Source organism: Pseudomonas sp. NFACC14 (assembly GCF_900106885.1).
Classification (GTDB): Bacteria; Pseudomonadota; Gammaproteobacteria; order Pseudomonadales; family Pseudomonadaceae; genus Aquipseudomonas; species Aquipseudomonas fluorescens_AA.
Genome location: NZ_FNOA01000010.1, coordinates 184,867 through 210,816, shown reverse-complemented (window position 1 = coordinate 210,816; position 25,950 = coordinate 184,867). Strand labels below are relative to the sequence as shown.

The 25,950-nt window shown below is 61.7% G+C and carries 19 protein-coding genes; 7 read left to right on the top strand and 12 right to left on the bottom strand.

Annotated features, from left to right (window positions below):
* Nucleotides 1-112: 112 nt before the first annotated feature.
* From hutU to hutC, 3 genes are all read right to left on the bottom strand, one after another.
* The gene (gene hutU / locus BLU85_RS17110) at nt 113-1,801 is read right to left on the bottom strand and encodes a urocanate hydratase (protein WP_039592729.1); all 1,689 of its coding nucleotides are present in this window, start codon (nt 1,799-1,801) and stop codon (nt 113-115) included.
* Between the two features lie 383 nt (nt 1,802-2,184).
* Entirely contained in the window at nt 2,185-2,754 is a 570-nt protein-coding gene (locus BLU85_RS17105; RefSeq protein WP_092201132.1) for a HutD/Ves family protein, read from the bottom strand.
* Nucleotides 2,751-3,461 carry a histidine utilization repressor gene (hutC, locus tag BLU85_RS17100; protein ID WP_170842365.1) on the bottom strand — a complete coding sequence of 237 codons (711 nt, stop codon included), beginning with the start codon at nt 3,459-3,461 and terminating at the stop codon, nt 2,751-2,753. Before hutC ends, BLU85_RS17105 begins: the two co-directional genes overlap by 4 nt.
* 143 nt (nt 3,462-3,604) lie before the next feature.
* Here hutC and BLU85_RS17095 point away from each other — a divergent pair, with 143 nt between their 5' ends.
* Entirely contained in the window at nt 3,605-4,969 is a 1,365-nt protein-coding gene (locus BLU85_RS17095) for a formimidoylglutamate deiminase (RefSeq protein WP_092201134.1), read from the top strand.
* A 120-nt stretch (nt 4,970-5,089) separates the two neighbouring features.
* Here the strand turns inward: BLU85_RS17095 and BLU85_RS17090 are convergent, their stop codons facing one another.
* Together BLU85_RS17090 and BLU85_RS17085 are read right to left on the bottom strand one after the other, a co-directional pair.
* Nucleotides 5,090-5,659 carry a lipocalin family protein gene (locus tag BLU85_RS17090; protein WP_092201136.1) on the bottom strand — a complete coding sequence of 190 codons (570 nt, stop codon included), beginning with the start codon at nt 5,657-5,659 and terminating at the stop codon, nt 5,090-5,092.
* Between the two features lie 31 nt (nt 5,660-5,690).
* Nucleotides 5,691-5,945 (bottom strand): hypothetical protein, encoded by a 255-nt coding sequence (locus BLU85_RS17085; protein ID WP_003186715.1) that lies wholly within the window; start codon nt 5,943-5,945, stop codon nt 5,691-5,693.
* 283 nt (nt 5,946-6,228) lie between these two features.
* Here BLU85_RS17085 and BLU85_RS17080 point away from each other — a divergent pair, with 283 nt between their 5' ends.
* Nucleotides 6,229-8,121, top strand: coding sequence for a methyl-accepting chemotaxis protein (locus tag BLU85_RS17080; protein WP_218190017.1), 1,893 nt, complete (start codon nt 6,229-6,231; stop codon nt 8,119-8,121).
* Between the two features lie 112 nt (nt 8,122-8,233).
* Here the strand turns inward: BLU85_RS17080 and BLU85_RS17075 are convergent, their stop codons facing one another.
* From BLU85_RS17075 to BLU85_RS17055, 5 genes are all read right to left on the bottom strand, one after another.
* On the bottom strand, nt 8,234-8,830 hold the full coding sequence (locus BLU85_RS17075; RefSeq protein WP_092201140.1) for a DUF924 family protein: 597 nt from the start codon (nt 8,828-8,830) through the stop codon (nt 8,234-8,236).
* A gap of 3 nt (nt 8,831-8,833) precedes the next feature.
* Nucleotides 8,834-9,844, bottom strand: a complete 1,011-nt coding sequence (locus BLU85_RS17070) for a class 1 fructose-bisphosphatase (protein ID WP_092173410.1) — start codon at nt 9,842-9,844, stop codon at nt 8,834-8,836.
* 235 nt (nt 9,845-10,079) lie between these two features.
* Nucleotides 10,080-11,462: a DUF3999 domain-containing protein gene (locus tag BLU85_RS17065; RefSeq protein WP_092201142.1), complete on the bottom strand. Its 1,383-nt coding sequence runs from the start codon at nt 11,460-11,462 to the stop codon at nt 10,080-10,082.
* Entirely contained in the window at nt 11,459-15,082 is a 3,624-nt protein-coding gene (locus tag BLU85_RS17060; RefSeq protein WP_092201144.1) for a DUF2339 domain-containing protein, read from the bottom strand. Before BLU85_RS17060 ends, BLU85_RS17065 begins: the two co-directional genes overlap by 4 nt.
* 288 nt (nt 15,083-15,370) lie before the next feature.
* Nucleotides 15,371-17,821 (bottom strand): glycogen/starch/alpha-glucan phosphorylase, encoded by a 2,451-nt coding sequence (locus BLU85_RS17055; RefSeq protein WP_092201146.1) that lies wholly within the window; start codon nt 17,819-17,821, stop codon nt 15,371-15,373.
* A 252-nt stretch (nt 17,822-18,073) separates the two neighbouring features.
* On the opposite strand from BLU85_RS17055, the gene BLU85_RS17050 reads away from it, so the two are divergent.
* Complete coding sequence (locus BLU85_RS17050) at nt 18,074-18,511, top strand: YkgJ family cysteine cluster protein (protein ID WP_092201148.1); 438 nt, start codon at nt 18,074-18,076, stop codon at nt 18,509-18,511.
* 226 nt (nt 18,512-18,737) lie between these two features.
* Here BLU85_RS17050 and typA read toward each other — a convergent pair whose 3' ends face one another.
* Both typA and thiI read right to left on the bottom strand, forming a co-directional pair.
* The gene (typA, locus tag BLU85_RS17045) at nt 18,738-20,558 is read right to left on the bottom strand and encodes a translational GTPase TypA (protein ID WP_003186725.1); all 1,821 of its coding nucleotides are present in this window, start codon (nt 20,556-20,558) and stop codon (nt 18,738-18,740) included.
* Nucleotides 20,559-20,696: 138 nt separating this feature from the next.
* A complete protein-coding gene (gene thiI / locus BLU85_RS17040; protein WP_092201150.1) occupies nt 20,697-22,151 on the bottom strand; it encodes a tRNA uracil 4-sulfurtransferase ThiI in 1,455 nt (484 codons plus the stop codon).
* A gap of 328 nt (nt 22,152-22,479) precedes the next feature.
* On the opposite strand from thiI, the gene glnA reads away from it, so the two are divergent.
* The 4 genes from glnA to BLU85_RS17015 all read left to right on the top strand — a co-directional run bounded on the left by glnA (nt 22,480) and on the right by BLU85_RS17015 (nt 25,903).
* A complete protein-coding gene (gene glnA, locus BLU85_RS17030; RefSeq protein ID WP_014336114.1) occupies nt 22,480-23,886 on the top strand; it encodes a type I glutamate--ammonia ligase in 1,407 nt (468 codons plus the stop codon).
* A gap of 120 nt (nt 23,887-24,006) precedes the next feature.
* Nucleotides 24,007-24,570, top strand: coding sequence for a chorismate mutase (locus tag BLU85_RS17025; RefSeq protein ID WP_092201151.1), 564 nt, complete (start codon nt 24,007-24,009; stop codon nt 24,568-24,570).
* Nucleotides 24,571-24,764: 194 nt separating this feature from the next.
* A complete protein-coding gene (locus BLU85_RS17020) occupies nt 24,765-25,283 on the top strand; it encodes a DUF4124 domain-containing protein (protein ID WP_092201153.1) in 519 nt (172 codons plus the stop codon).
* Nucleotides 25,280-25,903: a DUF4124 domain-containing protein gene (locus BLU85_RS17015; protein ID WP_092201155.1), complete on the top strand. Its 624-nt coding sequence runs from the start codon at nt 25,280-25,282 to the stop codon at nt 25,901-25,903. The genes BLU85_RS17020 and BLU85_RS17015 overlap by 4 nt, the downstream gene beginning before the upstream one ends.
* Nucleotides 25,904-25,950: the final 47 nt, after the last annotated feature.

Below are 25,950 nucleotides of genomic sequence, written 5' to 3'. Positions count from 1 at the left end.
TACTGCTTTTCTGTGGGAGCGAGCTTGCTCGCGATAGCGGTCTGTCAGCCGATGCATGTGTCGGATGTGCCGACGCCATCGCGAGCAGGCTCGCTCCCACAGAGGTTTTGCGTTACTTGCCGGTGATCATCGGCAGGTTCAGCCCCTGTTCCTTGGCGCAATCGATGGCGATCTGGTAACCGGCATCGGCATGGCGCATCACCCCGGTGCCCGGGTCGTTGTGCAGTACGCGAGCAATACGTTCGGCCGCTTCGTCGGTACCGTCGCAGACGATCACCATGCCCGAATGCTGGGAGAAGCCCATGCCGACACCGCCACCGTGGTGCAGCGAAACCCAGGTCGCACCACTGGCGGTATTGAGCAAGGCGTTGAGCAGCGGCCAGTCGGAAACGGCGTCGGAGCCGTCCTGCATGGATTCGGTTTCACGGTTCGGGCTGGCCACGGAACCGGAGTCCAGGTGGTCGCGACCGATGACGATCGGCGCCGACAATTCACCGCTGCGCACCATCTCGTTGAAGGCCAGGCCCAACTTGGCGCGCTGGCCCAGGCCGACCCAGCAGATACGTGCCGGCAAGCCCTGGAAGCTGATGCGCTCGCGGGCCATGTCCAGCCAGTTGTGCAGGTGAGCGTCGTCGGGGATCAGTTCCTTGACCTTGGCGTCGGTCTTGTAGATGTCCTGGGGGTCGCCGGATAGCGCAGCCCAACGGAACGGGCCGATGCCACGGCAGAACAGCGGACGGATATACGCCGGGACGAAACCAGGGAAGTCGAAGGCATTTTCGACGCCCTCTTCCTGGGCCATCTGGCGGATGTTGTTGCCGTAGTCGAAGGTCGGCACGCCCATTTTCTGGAAGGCCAGCATGGCTTTGACGTGGACAGCCATCGATTGCTTGGCGGCCTTCACCACGGCAGCGGGCTCGGTCTTGGCGCGGGCACGGTATTCGTCCCAGGTCCAGCCGGCCGGCAGGTAACCGTTGAGGGGATCGTGGGCGCTGGTCTGGTCGGTGACCATGTCCGGGCGCACGCCACGGCGGACCATTTCCGGCAGGATTTCGGCAGCGTTCCCACACAGCGCGATGGAAATCGCCTTGCCTTCGGCAGTGTATTTCTCGATGCGCGCCAGGGCGTCGTCGAGGTCTTTGGCCTGCTCGTCGACGTAGCGGGTTTTCAGGCGGAAATCGATACTGACCTGCTGGCACTCGATGTTCAGCGAGCACGCACCGGCCAGGGTCGCGGCCAGGGGTTGTGCGCCGCCCATGCCACCCAGGCCGGCGGTCAGGACCCAACGGCCCTTGAGGTTGGAGTCGTAGTGCTGGCGACCGGCCTCGACGAAGGTTTCATAAGTGCCCTGGACGATGCCCTGGCTGCCGATGTAGATCCAGCTACCAGCAGTCATCTGGCCGTACATGGCCAGGCCCTTGGCATCGAGTTCGTTGAAGTGCTCCCAACTGGCCCAGTGCGGCACCAGGTTGGAGTTGGCGATCAGGACGCGAGGGGCGTTGCTGTGAGTCTTGAACACCCCCACCGGCTTGCCGGATTGCACCAGCAGGGTTTCGTCGTCGTTCAGGTTGGTCAGGCTTTCGACGATCTTGTCGTAGCACTCCCAATTGCGCGCCGCGCGGCCGATGCCACCGTAGACCACCAGTTCCTTGGGGTTCTCGGCCACTTCCGGGTCGAGATTGTTCATCAGCATGCGCAGCGGCGCTTCAGTCAGCCAGCTCTTGGCGGTCAGCGTGTTACCGCGAGGGGCGCGGATTTCAACGTCACGGTATTTTTCGGGTTTGCGGGTAGCGTCGGTCACAGCAAAAACTCCTCAGCGATCAATCCAGACCAGCCCGGGCAGTGGGCAGCGATTTAGCGAACGTTGCGTAGAAGATCGGTGACTCATACGCATACGTCTTTACTTGTATGTACAAGCATATGCAATCAAGCGGCCAACTTGTTGGAGGTGGTGTTCAGAAACGGCTGTTGAATTGGCTGAAAGCCTTGTGATTTCAGGGCTGCTAAGCGGCATGAAATTTTTCAAGAGGGTTTTCGAGAGGGAACTCGGAGGGGCACAGATGCATGGTATTGCGCCACGCTGGGGCATTCGGTAACAAATTGGTGCGCAAAGAGGAAACAATGCGTAAGAGCTTTTGTGGCGAGGGGATTTATCCCCTCGCCACACAGTGAGTGAAGCCGATTTCAGTGAGCCGTCAGCTCAATCACGCAGCATTGACCGTGAGTGGAGACATCCACCAACCCGGTGTTACCGCTCAATTGCAAGCAGTCGTAGAGGCCCAGGATAAAGGCGGACTCGCCAATCCTGATGGTCAATCCCGGGGCCGCGCTGAACACCAGCAATGTCTCCGCTTCGCTGAAGAATCGTTGCTGTCCCCCCACCCACTGCAATCGCGCGCGGTAACGCTGCGGTGCATAGATCAGGTTGAAATCCCGAATGGGGCCGCCCAGCAAGGTGCAATGCACATGGCTCTCGCCGCTGAAGGCAAAGGGATCCAGCGGATGCAAAGGTCGCGTGGCCTGGCCATCGACGTTCAGCGTCATGCCGTCCCCCTGCAAGACGCTGATGATCCGCTCGTAACCGGCGAACGTGGAAAAACCACCCGATTCGGCAATATCGGCAATCGACAGGCGCCAGCCGAAGCCGTCCAGGCCAGTGCCGGCATCGCGAGTGATTTCCTCGGTGCTGCCGCCACCGTTTTTCCACGGCATGCGTGGGTAATCGGCAGCGCGTAAAACCTTCAACTGGCTCATTTATGAAAGCGTCCTTCCAGACTGTGACGGGAACCCGGATGGATCAGGCGCGCGGCGGTCACCGGCTGGCGCCCGGACCAGGTGCGGCGGCGGATCAACAGGCACGGCTCGCCTCGCTCGATCTGCAGCAATTTGCACTCGCTCGGCTCGGCCAGAATCGCCTCGACCACATGCTCACCCTCGGTCAGCGGCGCGACCTGGTTCAGATAGGCGTAGGGCGTCTGCAAGGTGAAGTCCTGCTTGAGGTAGTCCGGCGCCACCAGTGCATTGACGAAACGGTCCTCGATTTGCACAGGGATGTCGTTCTCGAAATGCACGATCAGCGAATGGAACACCTTCTGGCCTTCACGCATGTCCAGGGCCAGGGCTCGCTCGGAACCGGCCGCCTCCTCTTCCAGGGTGATCACCTTGCAGGTATGGCGATGACCACGGGAGGCGATTTCGTCGGCGATGTTATGCACTTCGAACAACGCGGATTGACTCTTGGGCTCGGCCACGAACGTGCCGACCCCCTGCATGCGCACCAACAGGCCGTCGGCGGTCATTTCCCGCAGGGCACGGTTAATGGTCATGCGACTGAAGCCCAACTGGCTGACCAGCTCGCTTTCCGACGGCACGCGGTAATGCGGCGGCCAGTTTCCACTGTCGATCTGCTGGGTGATCATCTGTTTGACGCGGGCGTACAAGGGCGCCGGACTGTCACCCATGTGTGCGGCCAGCGGCGGTTTGGCAGGCGGAGTCGGCACGGCGGTTCCCTGTTCTGCGAATAAGGTTGCTAGCTTGCCGGAGTTTACCGGCCAGGCAAACGTCTGTATATGTATATACAAATCAAGCACGATGAGGTTGAACCATGTCCGCCTTCTTTGCCGAACGCGCGCTGCTGCCTAGTGGATGGGCCCATGATGTACGTCTTGAGGTCGATGCCCAGGGCGTCCTGACCCATATCCAGGCCGGTTCCCACGCAGACGGCGCCGAACGGCTGGGCGGTCCGCTGCTGCCGGGCATGCCGAACCTGCACTCCCATGCCTTTCAACGGGCGATGGCCGGGCTGGCGGAAGTGGCGGGCAATCCCAACGACAGTTTCTGGACCTGGCGCGACTTGATGTACCGCCTCGTCGGAAAAATCAGCCCGGACCAACTCGGCATCATCGCCCGCCAGCTGTACATCGAAATGCTCAAGGCCGGCTACACCTCGGTCGCCGAATTCCATTACGTGCACCATGACCCCGACGGCGCGCCCTACGCCGACCCGGCGGAGCTGGCCCTGCGCATCAGCCACGCCGCCAGCGCCGCCGGCATCGGCCTGACGCTGCTGCCGGTGCTCTACAGCCATTCCGGTTTTGGCGGCCAGGCGCCCAACGACGGGCAGCGCCGGTTCATCAACAGCACCGAAAACTACTTGAAGCTTCAGTCACGCTTGCAACCGATCCTGGCCGGGCAACCGTCCCAGGCCCTGGGCTTGTGTTTCCACTCGCTGCGCGCCGTGACACCAGGCCAGATCCAGGAGGTGCTGGCCGCCAGCGACCGCGATTGCCCGGTGCACATCCACATCGCCGAGCAGCAGAAGGAGGTCGATGACTGCCTGAGCTGGAGCGGCGCCCGCCCGCTGCAATGGCTGTACGAAAACACCGAAGTCGACCAGCGCTGGTGCCTGGTGCATGCCACCCATGCCAACGCCCAGGAAGTCAGCCTCATGGCCAAGAGCCGGGCGATTGCCGGCCTGTGCCTGACCACCGAAGCCAACCTGGGGGACGGGATTTTCCCGGCCGTGGATTTCCTCGCCCAGGGCGGGCGCCTGGGTATCGGTTCCGACAGCCATGTATCCTTGAGCGTGGTCGAAGAACTGCGCTGGCTGGAATATGGCCAGCGCCTGCGTGACCAACGGCGCAACCGCTTGTATCGGGCGGATCAGCCGATGGTCGGTCGCACCTTGTTCGACGCGGCATTGGAAGGCGGCGCCCAGGCCCTGGGGCAACCGGTCGGCGCCCTCGACATCGGCAAGCGCGCCGACTGGCTGGTGCTCGATGGCAACGATCCGTACCTGGCCACGGCCAAGGGCGACGGGATTCTCAATCGCTGGTTGTTTGCCGGCGGCGATCGTCAGGTGCGGGATGTGATGGTCGGTGGACAGTGGGTTGTGCGTGATGGGCGTCATGCCGGCGAAGAGGAAAGCGCCCGGGCATTTACCCAGGTATTGCGCGAACTTCTAGACTGACCCTATCAAATCTGTGGGAGCGAGCTTGCTCGCGATGAGGCCTTCACATTCAACACTGAAGTTGGCTGTAAGTCCGTCATCGCGAGCAAGCTCGCTCCCACATGGGTTCTCAGGGGCCGATCAATTCGAAGTCTTGGCCATCTGCCGATCCGACGCGCGCCAGATCAGTCGTGTCGTGTCATAGCCCTGCTGGCGCGCCTTGCTCAGCAGCTCCTCGCGCACGACGCTATTGACGGTCGGTGTGCGGGACAGCAGCCACATGTAGCGGCGGCTCGGGTCGCCGACGATGGCGGTCTTGTAGTCATCGCTGACGTACAGCACCCAGTATTGCCCTTTCGCCACCCCCGGCACGATCCGTGAAAACCAGTTGTCGAACTCGACCCAGAGCTTGTCGGTCTTGCCCGGCACCTGCGGCGTGGCCGTGCCCCTGGCCTCCTCCCACTGCCAGTCCGAGGTCAGGCAGCGATTGAGCACACCCACATTGCCGTCTGGCTTGAGGAGGTAGTGAGCTTCCGATTGCGCGCAATTGCGCTGGAAATACATGGGCAGACGGGCCAACTCATACCAGGTCCCTTGGTAACGCTTGAGGTTGACGCTGTTAACCGTCTTGGGCGCCAACGGATCCACGCCAGAAGTGGCGCAGCCGGCCAATACCAGGCCAGCCAAAAGCACAAACACTAACCGCATCATTATTTTTCTCCCGCAGGCCTCTGGCCTCGGTTTACTTCAGGCCTTGGCCGGAAAACATCAACACTTTGTCACCGGCGTACTGCACGCTGATAAAGCTTTTCTGGTCGCCCCAGGTACAGCTGGACATGCCGAGTGCGCCTGAACAATCGGTCGGTTTCCCCAGCAACGTTTCGACTTCGGCCTTGGGCATGCCAGCCGACAGTTTCGAATAGTTTTCCTGGTTGACCTTGCTGCATGCGGTCAACACGACGCACATAAACAGCAGAGCGATAGATCGCAGCGACATGGTGTAACTCCTGGAGCGGAAGGGAGGTGGCAGGGTGCCAACCTGATCCTTAGAAGAGAAAACCCCTATCTGGTTCCCTGACGCCCCCAGTATTTATTGGCTGTGCAGAGGTGTTTCATCGATGAATCACCCGGTTTGTGACGCCGTCGTACCTTTCGTCGGGACTGAGGCCCTGGAGCCTGATGGACCGGGCTTTTACGCCGATAAAAGTCACAGCGCAAAATCCTGCGCTATGGCAAATTGACAGCCCTTCCTGACCCGTCCCTCCGCGGTAGTGTTCTTAATGACCAGAAACATGAAATTCAGCCACAAAATCCTGCTGGCTGCCGCCCTCGTGGTGGCCGTTGCATTCGCCTGTTTCATCCTGTTCAACGACTATCGTCAACGCCAGAGCCTGCACGCCAGCACCGAGACCTCCATGCAGGAGCTCGGCAACCTGACCAGCCGTAACATCCAGACGTGGGTCGACGGCCGTATCCAATTGCTGCAGTCGCTGGCCCAGCAGATCGCCGTGGACGGCAACAGTGCCGACAGCCTCAAGCGTGCCGTGGGCCTGCCGGCGTACACCGGCAACTTTCAGCTCAGCTATTTCGGCGGCACTGACGGCGTGATGTTCTCGGTACCGGCCGGCAATCGCGCCGCCGACTACGACCCGCGCGCCCGTGGCTGGTACAAGGCCGCCAACAGCGCACAGCAAACCATCGTCACCGAACCGTACATCGCCGCCTCGTCGGGCAAGCTGGTGATCACCGTCGCCACGCCGGTACAGCGCCAGGGGCAGATGATCGGCGTGGCCGGTGCGGACATCGACCTGTCCAGCGTCAGCGCCATCATCAACTCGCTGAACTTCGGCGGCCACGGCCACGCGTTCATCGTCAGCGCCGACGGCAAGATCCTGATCCATCCCGACAGCAAGCGCGTGCTCAAGACCCTGGCCGAGGCCTACCCCAACGGCGCGCCGCAAATCAGCCCGGGCGTGAAGGAAGTCGACCTCGACGGCCAGACCCAATTCATCTCCTTCACCCGCGTCAACGGCGTGCCGGGCACCGACTGGTACGTGGCGCTGGTGCTCGACAAGGACACCGCCCTGGCGATGCTCAGTGAGTTCCGTACGTCGGCGCTGATCGCCATGGTCATCGCGGTGGTGTTCATCATCGCCCTGCTGGGCATGTTGATCCGCGTGCTGATGCAACCGCTGCTGACCATGGGCCGCGCCATGCATGACATCGCCGAAGGCGAAGGCGACCTGACTCGCCGCCTGGTCATTCACGGCCATGACGAATTCGGCGCACTGGGCACATCGTTCAACCGCTTTGTCGAACGCATCCACACCTCGATCCGCGAAGTGGCCTCGGCCACCGGCCAGGTCAACGAAGTCGCCTTGCGCGTGGTCAGTGCGTCCAACTCGTCGATGTTCAATTCCGACCAGCAGGCATCACGCACCAGCAGCGTGGCCGCGGCCATCAACCAGCTTGGCGCCGCTGCCCAGGAAATCGCCCAGAACGCCGCCCTCGCCTCGCAACATTCCAGCGAGGCCCGCAACCTGGCCGAAGACGGCCAGCACGTGGTGGATAAAACCATTGCGGCCATGCAGCAGTTGTCGGCCAAGATCAGCGATTCGTGCGGCAACATCGAAACCCTGAACAGCAACACAGTGAACATCGGCCAGATCCTCGAGGTGATCACCAGCATTTCCCAGCAGACCAACCTGCTCGCCCTCAACGCCGCCATCGAAGCGGCCCGGGCCGGTGACGCCGGGCGCGGTTTCGCGGTAGTGGCCGATGAAGTGCGCAACCTGGCGCACCGCACCCAGGACTCGGCGCAGCAAGTGCAGAAAATGATCGAAGAGCTGCAAGTCGGCGCACGGGAAGCGGTGCTGACCATGACCGACAGCCAGCGCCAGAGCGAAAGCAGCGTCGGCATCGCCAACCAGGCCGGCGAGCGACTGGGCAGCGTGACCCAGCGTATCGGTGAAATCGACGGCATGAACCAATCCGTGGCGACCGCCACTGAAGAACAGACCGCCGTGGTGGAGTCGATCAACGTCGACATCACCGAGATCAATACCCTGAACCAGGAAGGCGTGGAAAACCTGCAAGCCACCTTGCGGGCCTGTGCCGACCTCGAGCAGCAGGCGGCGCGGTTGAAGCAGTTGGTGGGTAGTTTCCGGATCTAGCGCTTTCAAGGCCCCATCGCGAGCAAGCTCGCTTCCACAGTTGACCGCGTTCGCAGTCATCAATGTGGGAGCGAGCTTGCTCGCGATAGCGGCATCAGCCGCGCAGGAAAAATCAGAACCTGGACCCAGGCCTGTTCAAAAACTCGATTTCCTCAGCCGTGGACTCGCGCCCCAACACCGCATTGCGATGCGGAAACCGTCCAAACCGCGCAATGATCTTCTGATGCCGTTCGGCATAATCCAGGTTGTCTTCAAACACCGCCCGTTCCGCCTCCGGTTGCTCTCGGACCAGGTCGATGAACCGCGACACGGCTTCGTTCTGCACCGCCAGGTTCTCGCAGTGTTCGAGTACCAGATAGATAAATACCCGCTGGATCGGTTTGAGTTGCCGGTCGAACCCCGCGGCCATGCCCTGGGCCACCAGCGCTTGGGCACGCAGGTCGCCGGAAAAAGCCTTGGGGGTGTCGCGAAAGATCATCCGCGGGAGTTGATCGAGCAGTAACACCAGGGCCAGCCACCCTTCCGGGCGTTGCGCCCAGTCGGTCAATCCGCCGGCCAGTGCCTGCTCGACCCGATCACCGAAACGCTCTCGCGCCTGGCGATCATGGCCTTTGCCAAACCACAGCTTGCCCTTGTCGGCCGCTATTTCGTCCGGTGTTTCGCCTGAACCAAACCACCAATCGAGCAACGGCTGCCAGGGCTCGGCCATGATTTATTCCTTGTGGTAGGCCGTGGCGCGGGCGACTTCTTCCTTCGAACCAAGGAACACGGCTACGCGCTGGTGCAGACCTTCAGGCTTGATATCGAGGATGCGCTGGTGACCGTCGGTGGAAGCGCCGCCCGCCTGCTCCACCAGGAACGACATCGGGTTGGCTTCGTACATCAGGCGCAGCTTGCCCGGCTTGGACGGCTCGCGGCTGTCGCGCGGGTACATGAACAAGCCGCCACGGGTCAGGATCCGGTGCACGTCGGCAACCATCGCGGCGACCCAGCGCATGTTGTAGTTCTTCTTCAGCGGACCTTCTTCGCCTGCCAGCAGCTCTTCGACGTAGCGTTTTACCGGGGCTTCCCAGTGACGCTGGTTGGACATGTTGATGGCGAATTCCTGGGTGGATTCAGGAATGGTGATGTCTTCATGGGTCAGGACGAAGCTGCCCATCTCGCGGTCCAGGGTGAAGCCCTTGACGCCGTCGCCCAGGGTCAGCACCAGCATGGTCTGGGGGCCGTAGATGGCATAACCGGCGGCGACCTGCTCGGTGCCCGGCTGCAGGAAGGCCTTTTCATTCAGGGCTTCGTTCTGGCTCAGGTATTCGTTCGGGCAGCGCAGTACCGAGAAGATGGTGCCGACCGGCGCGTTGATGTCGATGTTCGACGAACCGTCCAGTGGGTCGAACACCAGCAGGTAGGCACCCTTGGGGTATTTGCCCGGGATCTGGTAGGCATTGTCCATTTCCTCGGACGCCATGCCGGCCAGGTGACCGCCCCATTCGTTGGCTTCGAGCAGGATTTCGTTGGACAGCACGTCGAGCTTCTTCTGCACTTCACCCTGCACGTTTTCGGTGCCCATGCTGCCCAGGACACCACCCAACGCGCCTTTGGAGACGGCGTGGCTGATTTCTTTGCACGCACGCGCCACCACTTCGATCAAAAAGCGCAGATCGGCAGGGGTATTGTTGCTGCGGGTCTGCTCAATCAAATAGCGACTCAAGGTAACGCGGGACATGGACGGCTCCGAAGAATAGGGGGCGGAAAAACCAGCGCAGTTTAGCGCGAGTCGGGACTTAATTCCTCCTATGAGACGGGGAATGGAGGATTGAGTTCACGGGGTGGCGGCTCGCTTGGATATTTCTGTCGATTGAGAGGACGCCATCGCGAGCAAGCTCGCTCCCACAGTTGACCGAGTTGTTTCGACGAACGCGGTCTATTGTGGGAGCGAGCTTGCTCGCGATGAACGCACCTCAGCTCTTGACCGGCGGCTTGCGAAGCAGGCTGAACGCCATCGCCGCCAGGAACAGCACGCTCAGCAGCAACACCGCCCACAAGCCGATTTTCTTCCAGTTGGTATCGACCGTCGCAGGCACGCTTGCGGTGGCAGGGAGCGCCGTCGGCGTCGACGTGGCCGCGCCGTTCACGGTCGCCGTCCCCAGCGTCGCCAGGCGCGACGGTTTGTAATCGGGCACCAGCGTGCTCAATGGCAAGTTGGCCGCTTTGACTGTCGCGCTGCCCAACGCCAGGCTGTAGGGCCCTTCGCCCCGCGCCAGGAACACCACCTGGGTCGGGCGCACGGCAAAGCGCAGGGCCGGGGCTTCGGCTCCCAGGCCGCCGCCACGCTCGTCCACGGTCAGTTTCAATTGCTGCACGGTCTGGCCGGACAGTTGCAATTGGTTTTGCAGCACATCCTGGCCGTTCTGGGTCAGGCGATAGAGCAAGCCACTGCCCATTGGCTGCCACGGATGGCTGCTTTCACGGCGACCGGCCAGGGTCACCGGCGCCAGGCTGTTGGCCTGGCTCAGTTCGACCTGCACTTGCTCGATGTTCAGCCCCATGGGCAACTGCCAGGTGTACTCACCGGCCTTCGTCGTGCTGCCGGCCAACGGTTGCGACCAGACCAGCGGCAACGGCAGGCTTTCGCGGCTGGCGCTGTGCAGCTGGGCCGAGGTCAGCACCGGCGCGGAGGACGGCGAATCCCACAGCAACCGCAGATAGCGCGCCGGTTGCCCCGGCAGGTTCACTTCATGCTGCTCGACCCGCTCATCGGCAAAGGTCAAGCGCGCCACCTGGCCTTCACCCCAGGATTGCCAGTGCTGCAAGTCGTCACTGGCTTCGATGGTGAACCGTTGGAAGCCGTCGCGCTCGCTGGTCCAGTCGAGGATCAACTGCTGCAACGGTGCCTTGATCGCGCTGGCATCCAGCAACCAACCGCGCAGCTCCTCCTCCCCCGCTTCGAGCCGACTCGATGGCTGGACTTCCACCAATGTGCCATTGGCGTTCGACTGCACACGTACGCTGGGCGCGCGCTCGTGATCATCGGCGGCGTTGTACAGCGGGAACCACTTCACGTCGGTGAGGGTGCGGTTTTCCCGGCTCTGGGCCGACTCGCGCACCAAGGCGTAGGCCTGGGGCTGGCCGGCGGCGTTGAAGACACGCAGGTCGCTCAGGTCGGTCTGCCGCGCCTGCAACTGCACGTCCAGTGGCAACGGCAGGCGATACCACGGCCCTTCGCCGCTCAGGGCCAACGGCACTTGATGGGCGAAATCCGCCGGTTGCTCCTGGGCCGTAGCCGACAACGCCACCCACAATCCGACCACGCCCAGCCCGATCCGATTCAACTTGCGACTCAAGATGACACTCCCTCACTGACAGGCATAGGCGGCTCATCCTGGGCGACCGTCTCCGGGCGCTTGGGCGGCAGCGGCGCGAAGTAGCCCACCACCAATAGCAATACACCCACGCCGATAAACGACACGATCCGCGCCAGACCGCCACGGTTACTCAATTCGACAAAGAACAGCTTGGCCACGACCACGGCGATCAACGCCGCACCGATCAGCCACACTTCACGGCGATGACGCAGATGCCCTCCGATCATCAGGCCCAGGGCGATCAAGGTCCAGACAATGGACAACCCGGCCTGCACGAACATCGACTCGAGCAGCGCGTCCAGCTCGTAGGGCACCCCCATCCACTGATGGGCCGTGCGCATCACCAGGGCGGTAAAGAACGCGAACAGCGACACTTCGGCGATCGACTGGGCGATGTGCCCGACGCGATTCCAGCGGCTCGTCGATTGCTCCACGGCGTTGCGAGCCCACACATAGATACCGAACAAGGCGAACAGCAGGCCCAGCTCCAAGGGATTGAGCACCGGCACATAAGGCAGTGGCTCTGAGTTGCCATCACTGAAGGTGTTGGTCAGCCAGAACCAACCGAGCATCAACAGCGCCATGGGTGCCGCCGCATAAACACGATATTCCCGCGGTTGTGCCGAAACCGGCCATGGCAAGGTACGCGGCGTGGCCATCAGCACCAGATAAAGCCCTGGCAGGATCGCCCAGGCCAACCAGCGCCAGGCGTTGTACTGCTCGGACAGCAACAGCAGGCCGTAACGCAACTCCAGCATCAACACCGCCATCAGCAACCAGCAACCGAGTACGTGGGCCGTGCTGCATGCCCGGGCCGGCAGCATCGGCGCCAGGCGCTTGAGCGAGAGGAAATGCACGGCAAATACCGCCAGCCAGGCCAGCCAGCCGAAATTCGCGACCGGGTGATAGTGGCTGTGCCCCGTCGCCACCAATACGCAGCCCGCCGCCGGGATCAACAGGGTGCAGAGCAGCCCCAGCGCCGGCCATTTCAACCGCAGCGACAAAACGCTCCACACCGCCACGCTGATGGCCGCAACCAACAACAGCAAGCTGCCTTGCAGGTTCGCCGGGGCAAAGCGCAGCACTTCGCTGACCCACGCCAGCGCCCACCAACCCGCGCCCCAGATCAGCAACAGCTCGGACAGGCGCTGCAAGCTCAAGGCGTCCAGCTCCTGCGCCGCGTGCGCCCGCTGCAGGCGCCATGCGCCCACCAGCGCCGCCAGCCCCAGGACCAGCGGCGTCCAGAAGCCGCTATGGGCCAGGGGCCGCAGAACCTCGGCATTGAGCGGCCCCAACAGCGCCGGCCCCGCCGTCAGGAATGCCGCACCGCCCAGCAGTTGCAACAGCAGGCCGAAGACAAAGCTCACGCGTTGTTTCAGGTACAGGCTCAGCCAGATGATCAACAGGCCACTGGCCGCCCACACCCCGCTCGCCGTTTGCCAGGGCAGGACGAACAGCACCGCGAGGTTGATCAGCACCAGCCCCGCCAGCAGCACCACCGACAAGCCGCGCAGCAACCGGACATCGTTGCGCACCATGTCGTCGCGCGCCGCCAGCAACATGCCACCGATCAACGCCAGACCGATCAGAGAAGCACTGAGCAAACCGCTCCAGCCCGCACTGAACACTGCCGCCGAATCGCCCTCGGCGCCTTGCAGGCGCAACAGGAACAGTGCGCCGCCGAGCAATTGCACCGCGAACGCCGTGAACAGGAAGCTGCGCGATTGCAGGCGCAGGCCGACAAACAACGTCGCCAATCCGGCCAGGGCCCAGGCGATGGCCGTGCCGTGGGTGAAGAAGAACAACGGTGCCAGCAGATAGAGGAAGCTCAAGCCCAGCACCGCCAGCACCGGCAGGCCTTGGCGCTCCCAAGCCGCAGTGTGTTCGGGGGCTGCCTTGCGCAGTTGGTAGAACGTGAACAGCAAAGCGCCGCCGAGCATCAACGCCCCCAACGGTGAGCCGTCGAGCAGGCTGCCTTCGCCAGATCGCAATTCGCTGAGGAAGGCCAGCGCCGAACCCAATTGCAGCAACAAAGCAAAGACGCGTGCGAAAGGTCGTTGCTGGCGCAGGCCCAGCCAGAAGATCCCCGCGCCTTCCACGGCCCAGGCCGCCGCAGTCCAACGGGCGTCGAGCCCCAAGGGGATTGCCAGGCTGGCAAAAATCACCCCCAGGGCCAGGCAGGTTTCCGCCAACAGCAGGGCGCGGCCGCCCATCAATAGCCGCGCCAGGCCCATGTAGATCATGCCCAGGGCCAGGGCGCTGAAGGCAGCGGCGAACTCCAGGTGCTGCACCAACGCAAACTGCAGGCCGAAGCCCACCAACGGCGGGCCGAACAGCATGCTGCCGTCGACGTAATCGCCCTTGCGCGCCGACCAGCGCAACAACGCGTCGCGGCTACCATCTTCGGGCACATCGCTCATTTCCAGCAGCTTGCGGCGGGTGAACAGCAAGCCGATCGCCAGGTAGATGAGGAAGAACAGAATCAGGAACGGTTCGGTGCTCCAGAGCAGCTCTGGCGTGTAGGAACGCAGGCCCCAGGCGAAACCGATGCCGAAGGTGCCGACAAAACCGATCAGGTTGAGCAGGCGCCAGGCCTTGAACCAGGCTATCGCGAGGATGCCGGCATTGAGCAGGATGAAATAGCTGAACAGCGCGACATGGTTGCCGCTGCCGGTAGAGGTCAGGATCGGTGCGGCAAACCCGCCCAGGGCCGCCGCCGCGGCCAGGCCCAGGGCATTCTGGGTCACCGCCAGGATCGCCGAGAACACCGTCACCGCCACCAGCAAGCCCAGGGCCGCCTTGGAATCGAGCAACGGATGCAGGCGCATGGCGGCGAACACCGTCAGGTACAACACGGCGATCCCGGTGCCCTGGAGCATCAGCGCATAACTGTTGTTGCGCTGGCGCAACCACCAGCCCAGGCCCAACAGGCCCAGCGCACTGGCCGCGACGCCGGCGTAACGCAACTCGATCGGCACCACCATGCCTTCGGTGGCATAGCGCAGCAGGAACGCCAGGCCGAGGAACAACAGCACCACACCGACCCGCAGCACGGTATTGCCGCCGAACAGCCAGTTGCGCGCACCGATAATGGCGCGGTCGAACAGATTCGGACCACGTGGGGCCGCCGGCTCCGCCACCATCGGCTCCAGGGGCAGAGGGGCAAAATCGCGCTCGGCACGCCGACTGGACGTCTCTGGCGCGGGTTTCCAAATGTCATCGGGCAACGGCTGGCTGGCCTGGGTGGCCATCGCGGGCGCGGGTTCGAGATCTGACGGCAACTCCCAGACGAGCTCCGGTTCGGTGCGCGTTGCGGGCTTCGCGGCCTGGGGCACGACAACCTCGGGCGCGGGGGCCGGATCACTCGGTTCGGCCACCTTGCCGCGTTCGAGTACCGCCAGGCGGCCCTCCAACGTGAGCAAGCTCTGCTGGGCCTCTTGCAACAAGATCTGTTGCTTGGCCGCCTGGACACCCAGGCGCCCCAATCGAAACGCCTGGGCGATGCCAAGCCCCACCAGTGCGCCTATCAGCGCATCGGCGAACGACTCGTCCACCACCCAGCCGAGTGCCAGGCCCAACAACGTCAAGATCCATTGCATGGTTGATATCCCTAAGCGGCCCGTTGCGGGCATGACCGGGGCGATGCGATGCCTGGATCAGTCTAGTGCCCCCCAAACCCTGTGGGAGCGAGCTTGCTCGCGATAGCGGCATGACAGACACCTTAAGGCTGACTGATAAACCGCTGTCGCGAGCAAGCTCGCTCCCACATTGGAATGTTGGCGCTGCCAATTGCTGAGTCCGGCCACACCGCCCGGCGAAACTGGCGCCTAGTATATCGACGAAGCCCAACCGCCGTTGGGCTTCGCTCACATTTCTTGCAGCAAATGCTACTCCAGGGCTTTCCAGATGTCGGTGGCGTATTCACGGATGGTCCGGTCCGAGGAGAACCAGCCCATGCGCGCGGTGTTGAGCACCGCCGAACGCCACCATTGCTTATCGTCGTGCCAACGCTCTTCGACCCGGGCCTGGGCGTTCCAGTACGAGTCGAAATCAGCACAGACCAGGAAGCGGTCGTAGTCCACCAGCGAGTCGACAAGCCCGGCGTAGCGCATCGGATCATCCGGCGAGAACACCCCGCCGCGAATCGCCTGCAATACATCGTTCAGGCGATGGGAGGCGGCGATGTCCGGCGCAGCGCTGAACTCACCGTTTTGCTTGCGCGCTTCCACTTGTTCAGCCGTCAGGCCAAAAATGAACATGTGCTCGCCACCGACGCGCTCATGCATCTCGACATTGGCGCCGTCCATGGTACCGATGGTCAGCGCGCCGTTGAGGCCGAACTTCATGTTGCTGGTGCCCGACGCTTCGAAGCCGGCGGTGGAAATCTGCTCCGACAGGTCCGCCGCGGGGATGATGCTTTCGGCCAGGCTGACGTTGTAATTGGGCAGGAACACCACTTTGAGCAAGCCACGCACGGTCGGGTCGTTGTTCACCACTCGGGCGATGTCGTTGGTCAGCTTGATGATCAGCTTGGCCTGGTGGTAACTGGCGGCGGCCTTGCCGGCGAAAATCTTCACCCGTGGCACCCAGTCCACTTCCGGCTCGGCGCGAATCGCCTGGTACAACGCCACGGTGTGCATCAGGTTGAGCAACTGGCGCTTGTATTCGTGGATCCGCTTGACCTGCACGTCGAACATCGCCGCCGGGTTCACGGCAATGCCCAGTCGTTCGTGGATCAGGTAAGCCAGGGCTTTCTTGCTGTGCAGGCGCTGCTCGGCGAACTGCTTGCGAAACGCCGCCTTGTCGGCAAACGGTTCCAGCTCGATCAGGCGCTCCTCGGGGTTGTCGAGCACGCTCGGGCCGAGGGCGTCCACCATCATCGAGGTCAATTCGGCGTTGGCCTGGAACAACCAGCGGCGGAAGGTGATGCCGTTGGTCTTGTTGTTGATCCGATCCGGATAGAGCTTGTGCAGCTCGGAGAACACCGTGCTGCGCATCAGTTGGGTGTGCAACCCGGACACGCCGTTGACACTGTGGGAACCGAGGAACGCCAGGTTACCCATGCGCACCCGGCGGCCGTTGTCCTCTTCGATCAGCGAAACCGAGCGCAGCACATCGAAATCGTGCACGCCTTTGGCCCGCAGCGAATCGATGTGCTGGGCGTTGATCAGGTAGATGATCTGCATGTGCCGGGGCAACATGCGTTCCATCAGCCCCACCGGCCAGGTCTCCAGGGCTTCGGGCAGCAGCGTGTGGTTGGTGTAGGACAGCGTGTCCTGGGTGATCTGCCAGGCCGCATCCCAGGCCACGTCATAGACATCCACCAGTTGCCGCATCAGCTCGGCCACGGCGATGGACGGGTGCGTGTCGTTGAGCTGGATCGCCGCGTGATCGCCCAGGGTCAGCACCGAGGTGTGCATGTTGCGATGGCGGCGCAGCAAGTCCTGCAACGAGGCGGCGACAAAGAAATATTCCTGGCGCAGGCGCAGTTCCTGGCCGGCTTCGGTGCTGTCGGCCGGGTAGAGCACGCGGGAAATACTTTCGGCCCGGGCCACTTCCGCCACCGCGCCCAAGTGGTCGCCGGCGTTGAAGCGTTCCAGGTGCAGGTCTTCCACGGCCCGGGCGCGCCACAGGCGCAGGGTGTTGACGCTGGCACCACGCCAACCCACCACCGGGGTGTCATAGGCAATGGCCCGCACGGTTTCGGCCGGGGACCAGACTTGCCGGGTCTTGCCGGTGTCGTCGGTGACGGTCTCGACGCTGCCGCCAAAGCCGATCGGGTAGACCACCTCCGGCCGCTCGAACTCCCACGGGTTGCCGAAATCCAGCCAATGCTCGGTCTGCTCCTGCTGCCAGCCATCGACAATCGCCTGGCGGAACAGGCCGTGCTCATAACGAATGCCGTAGCCATGGCCGGCGATGCCCAGTGTGGACATGCTTTCCATGAAACACGCCGCCAAGCGACCAAGGCCACCGTTGCCCAGCGCCGCATCGGGTTCGAGCAGGCGGATGCGCTCCAGGTCCACGCCCAGCTCGGTCAGGGCCTCGCGCGCGGTGTCCAGCAGGCCGAGATTGCTCAGGCTGTCGTAGAGCAAGCGACCGATGAGGAATTCCAGGGAGAGGTAATAGACGCGCTTCTGGCCCTTGCGGTAGATCTGCCGCGTGTGATCCATCCAGTGTTCGACCATGTGGTCGCGGGCGGCCAGGGCAATGGCTTCGAACCAATCGTGATCAAACGCATGATCCGGGTCCTTGCCGACGGCGTAAGTGAGTTTGGTCAACACGGCGTCGCGAAATGCAGCGACTTCAGCTTCGCGAACAAGTGGTTCTTGAGTCATTGATGAGACCTCGAACGAGCATGGAATTGTCTGAGCCTAGTCGGTCTGACAGACGGCACAGGCTCTGGTTCGGTGGTTTTTCCCTGTGACGGAGAATCGTCGTCAGAGAATTGCCGGATAAGCGAATGAATGCAGGGGCCGTGCCGGTCCGGGAGCGGTTTGTCCCGAATGAAAAAAAACTGGCGGATGGTCGTTCAAAATTTCACCAGTCCCGGTATGATCGCGCGCCCTGATGCATGCTGGTAAACCGTGATGATGAAGCCCAACCTGATCGCCGCCGCGGAGATCGACCGACTCGATACCTGGGCCAAGTACTCCGCCCCGATGTGCGGTTCCTGCGTGTCGAGCTGCTGCACACTGCCGGTGGAAGCCAAGATCAAGGACCTGATCCGTATCGGCATCGTCGATGAGTTCGAACTGGGCGATCCGCCGAAGAACATCGCCAAGCGCCTGCAAAAGGAAGGGATCGTCGAGCGCTACAACCAGAAGTCGGAAATTTTCACACTCCAGCGCATGAGCAACAACGATTGCCTTTATCTGGACCGCAAGAGCCGGTTGTGCACCATTTACGAGAAGCGCCCGGACACCTGCCGCAACCATCCGCGAATTGGGCCGCGACCAGGGTATTGTGCCTACAAGCCCAAGGAAGTGGAGCGCGAGCGGAATTCGCGGACGTTGGACAAATTCTGATCGGTAGCTGGTTCAGCGGTGCCTGAGCCGACGCCATCGCGAGCAAGCTCGCTCCCACAGGGAAATTGATGTCGGACACAACATCTGTACCCACTGCAAATCCACTGTGGGAGCGAGCTTGCTCGCGAAGGGGCCCTGACAAGCACCACACAAATCCCAGGCATAAAAAAACGCCCCTGATCTCACAATCAGGGGCGTTTTTTTCAGCCGCTAACTAAGTCGAAACTCAGTTACCGCTTTTCTTGGCAGCGCGGGTACGCTCGCTTTCGCCAAGGATTTTCTTACGCAGGCGAATCGACTTCGGCGTCACTTCGCACAGTTCGTCTTCCTGCACGAACTCCAGCGCTTGCTCCAGGGTGAACTTGACCGGCGGAACCAGGGCGATGGTTTCGTCCTTGCCCGAAGCACGCATGTTGTCGAGCTTCTTGCCTTTGGTCGGGTTCACGCCCAGGTCGTTGTCGCGGCTGTTCAGGCCGACGATTTGACCTTCGTAGATATCCTGGCCGTGCTCGACGAACAGCTTGCCGCGCGCTTGCAAGGTTTCCAGCGAGTAGGTCAAGGCCTTGCCGGTCGCAACCGATACCAGCACGCCGTTCTGACGGCCGGACATGTCGCCGGACTTCATCACGTCGTAACGATCGAAGATCGAGGTCAGGATGCCGCCACCGGAGGTCAGGGTCAGGAACTCGTTACGGAAACCGATCAGGCCACGGGCCGGGATGTTGTACTCAAGGCGCACACGGCCCTTGCCATCCGGAACCATGTTGGTCAGGTCGCCTTTACGCAGGCCCATTTGCTCCATGATCGCGCCCTGGGATTCTTCCGGCAGGTCGATGGTCACGTTTTCGTACGGTTCGTGCTTGACGCCATCAACCATGCGGATGATCACTTCAGGACGACCCACGCCCATTTCGAAGCCTTCGCGACGCATGGTTTCGATCAGTACCGAGAGGTGCAGCTCACCACGGCCGGACACTTTGAACTTGTCGGCCGAGTCGCCTTCTTCAACGCGCAGGGCAACGTTGTAGAGCAGCTCTTTGTCCAGGCGCTCCTTGATGTTACGGCTGGTCACGAACTTGCCTTCTTTACCGCAGAATGGCGAGTCGTTGACCTGGAAGGTCATGGAAACGGTTGGCTCGTCGACGGTCAACGGTTTCATCGCTTCGACGTTCAGTGGGTCGCACAGGGTGTCGGAGATGAACAGTTGCTCGAAGCCGCTGATGCAGACGATGTCGCCGGCCGCAGCTTCTTCAACGTCGATGCGGTGCAAGCCGTGGTGACCCATCAGCTTGAGGATACGACCGTTGCGCTTCTTGCCGTCGGCGTCGATGGCGACCACCGGGGTGTTCGGCTTGATGCGACCACGGGCGATACGGCCAACGCCGATCACACCCAGGAAGCTGTTGTAGTCCAGTGCCGAGATCTGCATCTGGAACGGACCGTCACGGTCGACTTTCGGCGCCGGTACGTCGTCGACGATCGACTGGTACAGCGGGGTCATGTCTTCAGCCATGGCGGTGTGGTCCAGACCGGCAATGCCGTTCAGGGCCGAGGCATAGACGACTTTGAAGTCCAGCTGTTCTTCGGTGGCACCCAGGTTGTCGAACAGGTCGAAGATCTGGTCCAGAACCCAGTCCGGACGCGCGCCTGGACGGTCGACCTTGTTGATGACCACGATCGGACGCAGGCCGGCTTCGAAGGCCTTCTTGGTCACGAAACGGGTTTGCGGCATAGGGCCGTCCTGGGCGTCAACCAGCAGCAGCACGGAGTCGACCATCGACATCACGCGCTCTACTTCACCACCGAAGTCGGCGTGGCCCGGGGTGTCCACGATGTTGATGTGGTAGCCGTTCCAGTTGATGGCGGTGTTTTTCGCCAGGATGGTAATACCGCGCTCTTTTTCCTGGTCGTTGGAGTCCATCACGCGCTCGTCGTTGAGCTCGTTGCGCTCCAGGGTGCCGGATTGACGCAAGAGTTTGTCTACCAGGGTGGTCTTACCATGGTCAACGTGGGCGATGATGGCGATGTTGCGTAGATTTTCGATCACTTGTGTATCTCGATCAGAGGATTCGGTGTGCTGACAGGTCGTGGCAGCGATTTACGTTGAGTCCGACAAAGCCGTTACAGCCTGTCGGCGGCGTCGGGGGGCCGGTGACGCAGGCCACAGGCAAACAGCCCCGGGCACTTAGCTCGGTCGATAAACGCGCACATTGGCATGCCCCTCACTGAGCAAATGGTGGGCATGCAGGCGACTCATCACGCCTTTGTCGCAATACAGCAGGTACTGGCGAGTAGGGTCCAGTTCCTTGAAACGCGCGTTCACGGCATAGAACGGCATCGTTTTTACCTCGATGCCGGCGACACTCAGCGGGTCGTCTTCAGCGTCATCCGGGTGGCGGATGTCGATGATGATCTGACCGGCCAGCGCTTCGCCGACTTCTTCAACCTTGATGTCCTGGCCCAATTCGTCGATGACGCGATCGATCGGCACCAGCCTGGCGTTTTCGAGCGCTCGCTCGAGCACCGCCATGTCGAATTCTTTCTCTTCGTGCTCCACCCGCCCGCGCTTGGCCGCCGTCTTCGGATTGACCGAGATGACGCCGCAGTATTCCGGCATGTGCCGGGCAAACTCGGCGGTGCCGATTTCGTTGGCCTGGTCGATGATGTCCTGCTTGTGGCTGGCGATCAGTGGACGCAAGACCAGCTTCTCGGTCACGCAGTCGATCACCGACAGGTTCGGCAACGTCTGGCTCGACACCTGGGAAATCGCCTCGCCGGTCACCAGCGCATCGATCTGCAGGCGGTCGGCAATTCGTGAAGCGGCGCGCAACATCATACGCTTCAAAATGACGCCCATATGACTGTTATCGACTTTGCCGAGAATCTCGCCCAGGACTTCCTCGAACGGCACACTCACAAATAACACGCGTTGGGAGCTGCCGTACTTCTTCCAGATGAAGTGCGCCACCTCCATCACGCCCAGTTCATGGGCTCGCCCGCCGAGGTTGAAGAAGCAGAAATGGCTCATCAACCCGCGACGCATGATCTGGTAGGCGGCCACCGTGGAGTCGAAGCCACCGGACATCAGCACCAGGGTCTGCTCCAGCGAACCCAGCGGATAACCGCCGATGCTGTTGTGCTGGCTGTGGATCACGAACAGCCGCTGGTCGCGAATTTCGATGCGCACTTCGATTTCCGGGTCTTTCAACGAAATACCGGCCGCGCCGCATTGCCGGCGCAACTGGCTGCCGACGAACTTCTCCACATCCATCGAGCTGAACGCGTGCTTGCCGGCGCGCTTGCAACGCACCGAAAAGATCTTGCCGGCCAGTGCGTCACCATAATGAAGCATGCATTTGGCAAGGATGTCGTCGAAATCCCCCAGCGGGTATTCATCGACTTGCAAAAAATGCGCGATGCCTGGCATGCAACTCAGGCGCTCGGTCATTTCCTTCAGAAGCTTGGGTTCGCTGACACGGGTTTCCAGTTCGAGGTTGTCCCACACGCCATTCACCACCACGGCCGGATCCAGGTCTCGGAGCACGGCACGGATGTTCTTGGCCAACTGGCGGATGAAACGCATCCGTACCGGGCGGCTCTTGATGGTGATCTCGGGGAAGACTTTTACGATTAGTTTCATGAAAACAGCGCGCGAACGGCCAGCCGAAAAAGGGGGGCGCGGATTATAGCGGAAATTGCTCAAGGTTTAACCAGTTAATGTGCAGATGGTTTTGGACGCACCAAAACAGGTCATTATCGATTGGCGGCGCCACATTGCAGTGCGTTATTGTCTGACAATCTTTGATTTACGCCTTTAAAAGCGTGGATTTGGTGCAAAAAACCCATGCTGGGGCACTGGCATGCAATTTGCTCCCTTGTGAGGCAGGTTGCCTTGGCAGAGTATTCGCGCCGGCATCACCCATATCTAAGGGCACTCCACTACCCGCCCGAAGCCACCCGGAGGACATATGTCGAAGTCGGTTCAACTCATCAAAGATCATGACGTCAAGTGGATTGATCTGCGCTTCACTGACACCAAAGGTACTCAACATCACGTGACCATGCCGGCCCGTGATGCGCTGGACGACGAATTCTTTGAAATCGGGAAAATGTTCGACGGCTCCTCCATCTCTGGCTGGAAAGGCATCGAAGCCTCCGACATGATCCTGATGCCGGACGACGAAACCGCCGTCCTGGACCCGTTCACCGAAGAGCCGACCCTGATCCTGGTCTGCGACATCATCGAACCTTCGACCATGCAAGGCTATGACCGCGACCCACGCGCCATCGCCCACCGCGCCGAGGAATACCTGAAGTCCACCGGTATCGGCGACACCGCTTTCTTCGGTCCTGAGCCTGAGTTCTTCATCTTCGACTCGGTCAAGTTCAAGTCCGACATCTCCGGCTCCATGTTCAAGATCTTCTCCGAACAAGGTTCGTGGATGTCCGACCAGGACGTGGAAGGCGGCAACAAAGGCCACCGTCCAGGCATCAAAGGCGGTTACTTCCCGGTTCCACCGTTCGACTTCGACCACGAAATCCGTACCTCCATGTGCAACGCACTGGAAGAAATGGGCCAGACCGTCGAAGTTCACCACCACGAAGTGGCGACTGCCGGCCAGAACGAAATCGGCGTGAAATTCAACACGCTGGTCAAGAAGGCTGACGAAGTACAGACCCTCAAGTACTGCGTACACAACGTTGCTGACGCCTACGGCCGCACCGCGACCTTCATGCCGAAGCCTCTGTACGGCGACAACGGTTCGGGCATGCACGTTCACATGTCGATCTCCAAGGACGGCAAGAACACCTTCGCAGGCGAAGGCTATGCCGGTCTGTCGGACACTGCCCTGTACTTCATCGGCGGTATCATCAAGCACGGTAAGGCCCTGAACGGCTTCACCAACCCGTCGACCAACTCCTACAAGCGTCTGGTACCAGGCTTCGAAGCCCCGGTCATGCTGGCCTACTCGGCTCGCAACCGTTCCGCCTCGATCCGTATTCCTTACGTGAACAGCCCTAAAGCCCGCCGTATCGAAGCACGCTTCCCGGATCCGGCTGCCAACCCGTACCTGGCCTTCGCTGCACTGATGATGGCCGGCCTGGACGGTATCCAGAACAAGATCCACCCTGGCGATGCCGCTGACAAAAACCTGTATGACCTGCCGCCTGAAGAGGCCAAGGAAATCCCACAGGTATGTGGCAGCCTGAAAGAAGCCCTGGAAGAACTGGACAAGGGCCGTGCGTTCCTGACCAAAGGCGGCGTATTCAGCGATGACTTCATCGACGCTTACATCGCGCTGAAAAGCGAAGAAGAAATCAAGGTTCGCACCTTCGTACACCCACTGGAATATGAGCTGTACTACAGCTGCTGATCCGGTAGCGCCGTCACGTACGGCGTGAAACAAAGAGAGGCCTCCTTCGGGAGGCCTTTTTTATGGGCGCCGGTTACGTGCATGATGCCCCGTCGCTCCCCCTAGAAGACGAGACTGCCCATGACTTTGCGCTTCAAGCTCTGCCTTGCCCTGTCTGCCGCGCTGCTGGCCTCCACCGCCGACGCCGCCTCGACTCCCGCCCCCGAGGCCCTGACCCCGCTGCTTAACGCCATTGGCGAACGCCTGGCCATCGCCGATCAAGTGGCGCTGAGTAAATGGGACAGTGGCAAACCCGTAGAGGACCGTCAGCGCGAGCGTGAAGTCATCGCCGCCGCCGTCGCCCAGGCACCGGCCTACAAACTGAGCGGCGAAACCGTGGAAGCGTTTTTTGCCGCCCAGATAGAAGCCAACAAAATGGTGCAGTACATCAACTTGTCCGACTGGGCCCTGGACGGCAAGGCCCCGGACCTCCCGCGCCCGGACCTGGTGGGGCAGATCCGCCCGCAGCTCGACCGCCTGCAAAAACGCCTGCTGCAACAACTGGCCGACTTCGCCCCCTACCGCACCGATCCGCAGTGTCCGCAATGGCTGGCCCGTGCCACCCACCACGACAAACAGCATCCGGTGCACCGGCTCGCCCTGATCCGAGCGACCGGGGAGCTGTGTATCTCCCCAAAAGCTTAAGCCCTCCTTCCCCTGTGGGAGCGAGCTTGCTCGCGATGAGGCCGGCACATTCAACACCTCAGTGCCTGACACTCCGCCATCGCGAGCAAGCTCGCTCCCACAGGACAGGTCATGGCCCAACACACAACAACTTGGGCCAACCCTCCCCCCTGACCTATGCTGCAACTCAACACTTTCAGTTTTCGGTCGATTTTATGGGGCGCGTTTTTTCAATCATCCTGTTGTCGCTGCTGGCACTGCCCGCTGCCGCGCAGATCTACAAGTACACCGACGCCGAGGGCAATACCGCCTACAGCAACCAGCCGCCCCAAGGCGTCCCGGCCCAGACGGTGGAGTTGCCGCCGCTCAACAGCATCGAACGCCAGTCTCCGGCCAGCCCGGGCACACCGACGCCTCCCGCCAACAGCGAAAAGCCGCGCGATGCCTACGAAACCCTGGAACTGACCGACATTCCCACCGAAGAAGCCCTGCGCGCCAACAACGGCACCTTCACCGTTGGCGTACACGCTCAACCGCGCCTACGCAGCCCGCATCTGTTCCGGCTGCTGCTGGACGGCCAGCCCTACGGCCAGCCGAGCAACGTGCCGCGCCTGCAATTGGTGAATATCGACCGGGGCGAGCACAGCCTGGCGGTTCAAGTCATCGACGGCGACAACCTCGTGCAGCAAAGCGAAACCGTCACCTTCACCGTCCAACGGGTACACCAGCCATGATCCGCTGGCTGCTCGCGCTGGGCCTGGCGCTGGCGGCGATGCCCGGCGTGGCGCAGGTCTACACCTACATCGATGCCCAGGGCAATCGCGTGTTCACCGATCAGCCGCGCCCCGGCAACGCAAAGAAAGTCCAACTGCCACCCGGCAACCGGATGCCAGCGCCGCCCACGGGTACAGCCCCGGCGCCCGCGACCGAAGCCCGGCCCGAACCCTTGTTTCATTACGAAATGCTCAGGCTGTTGATTCCCGAGCCGGACGCGACGATACGCAGCACCGCAGGCGAATTGATCGTCAGTGTCACCAGCGAACCGGGCCTGAAAAAAGGCCATCGCTACCGCCTGCTGCTCGACGGCAAGCCAACGGGCGCGCCGGGGCCGAGCCCGGTATTCGCCTTGAGCGACATCGATCGAGGCACCCATCACCTGGCGGTCGAAATCCTCGACGAACAGGACCGTATCGTCGAACGCACCGCCAACCAGCCCTTCCACATGCAGCGCATATCCCTGGCGCAGAAGCGCCGCATCAAGCCCTGTGCCGCGGCCGATTACGGTCAACGCCCCGAGTGCCCTCGCGCCGAAAAACCCGAAGAAGAAAAAAGCAGCATCTTGCCGTTCTTCTAACACCACGCAGGCCATCGCACTATATTGGTGCAATAGCTTGCACGCCA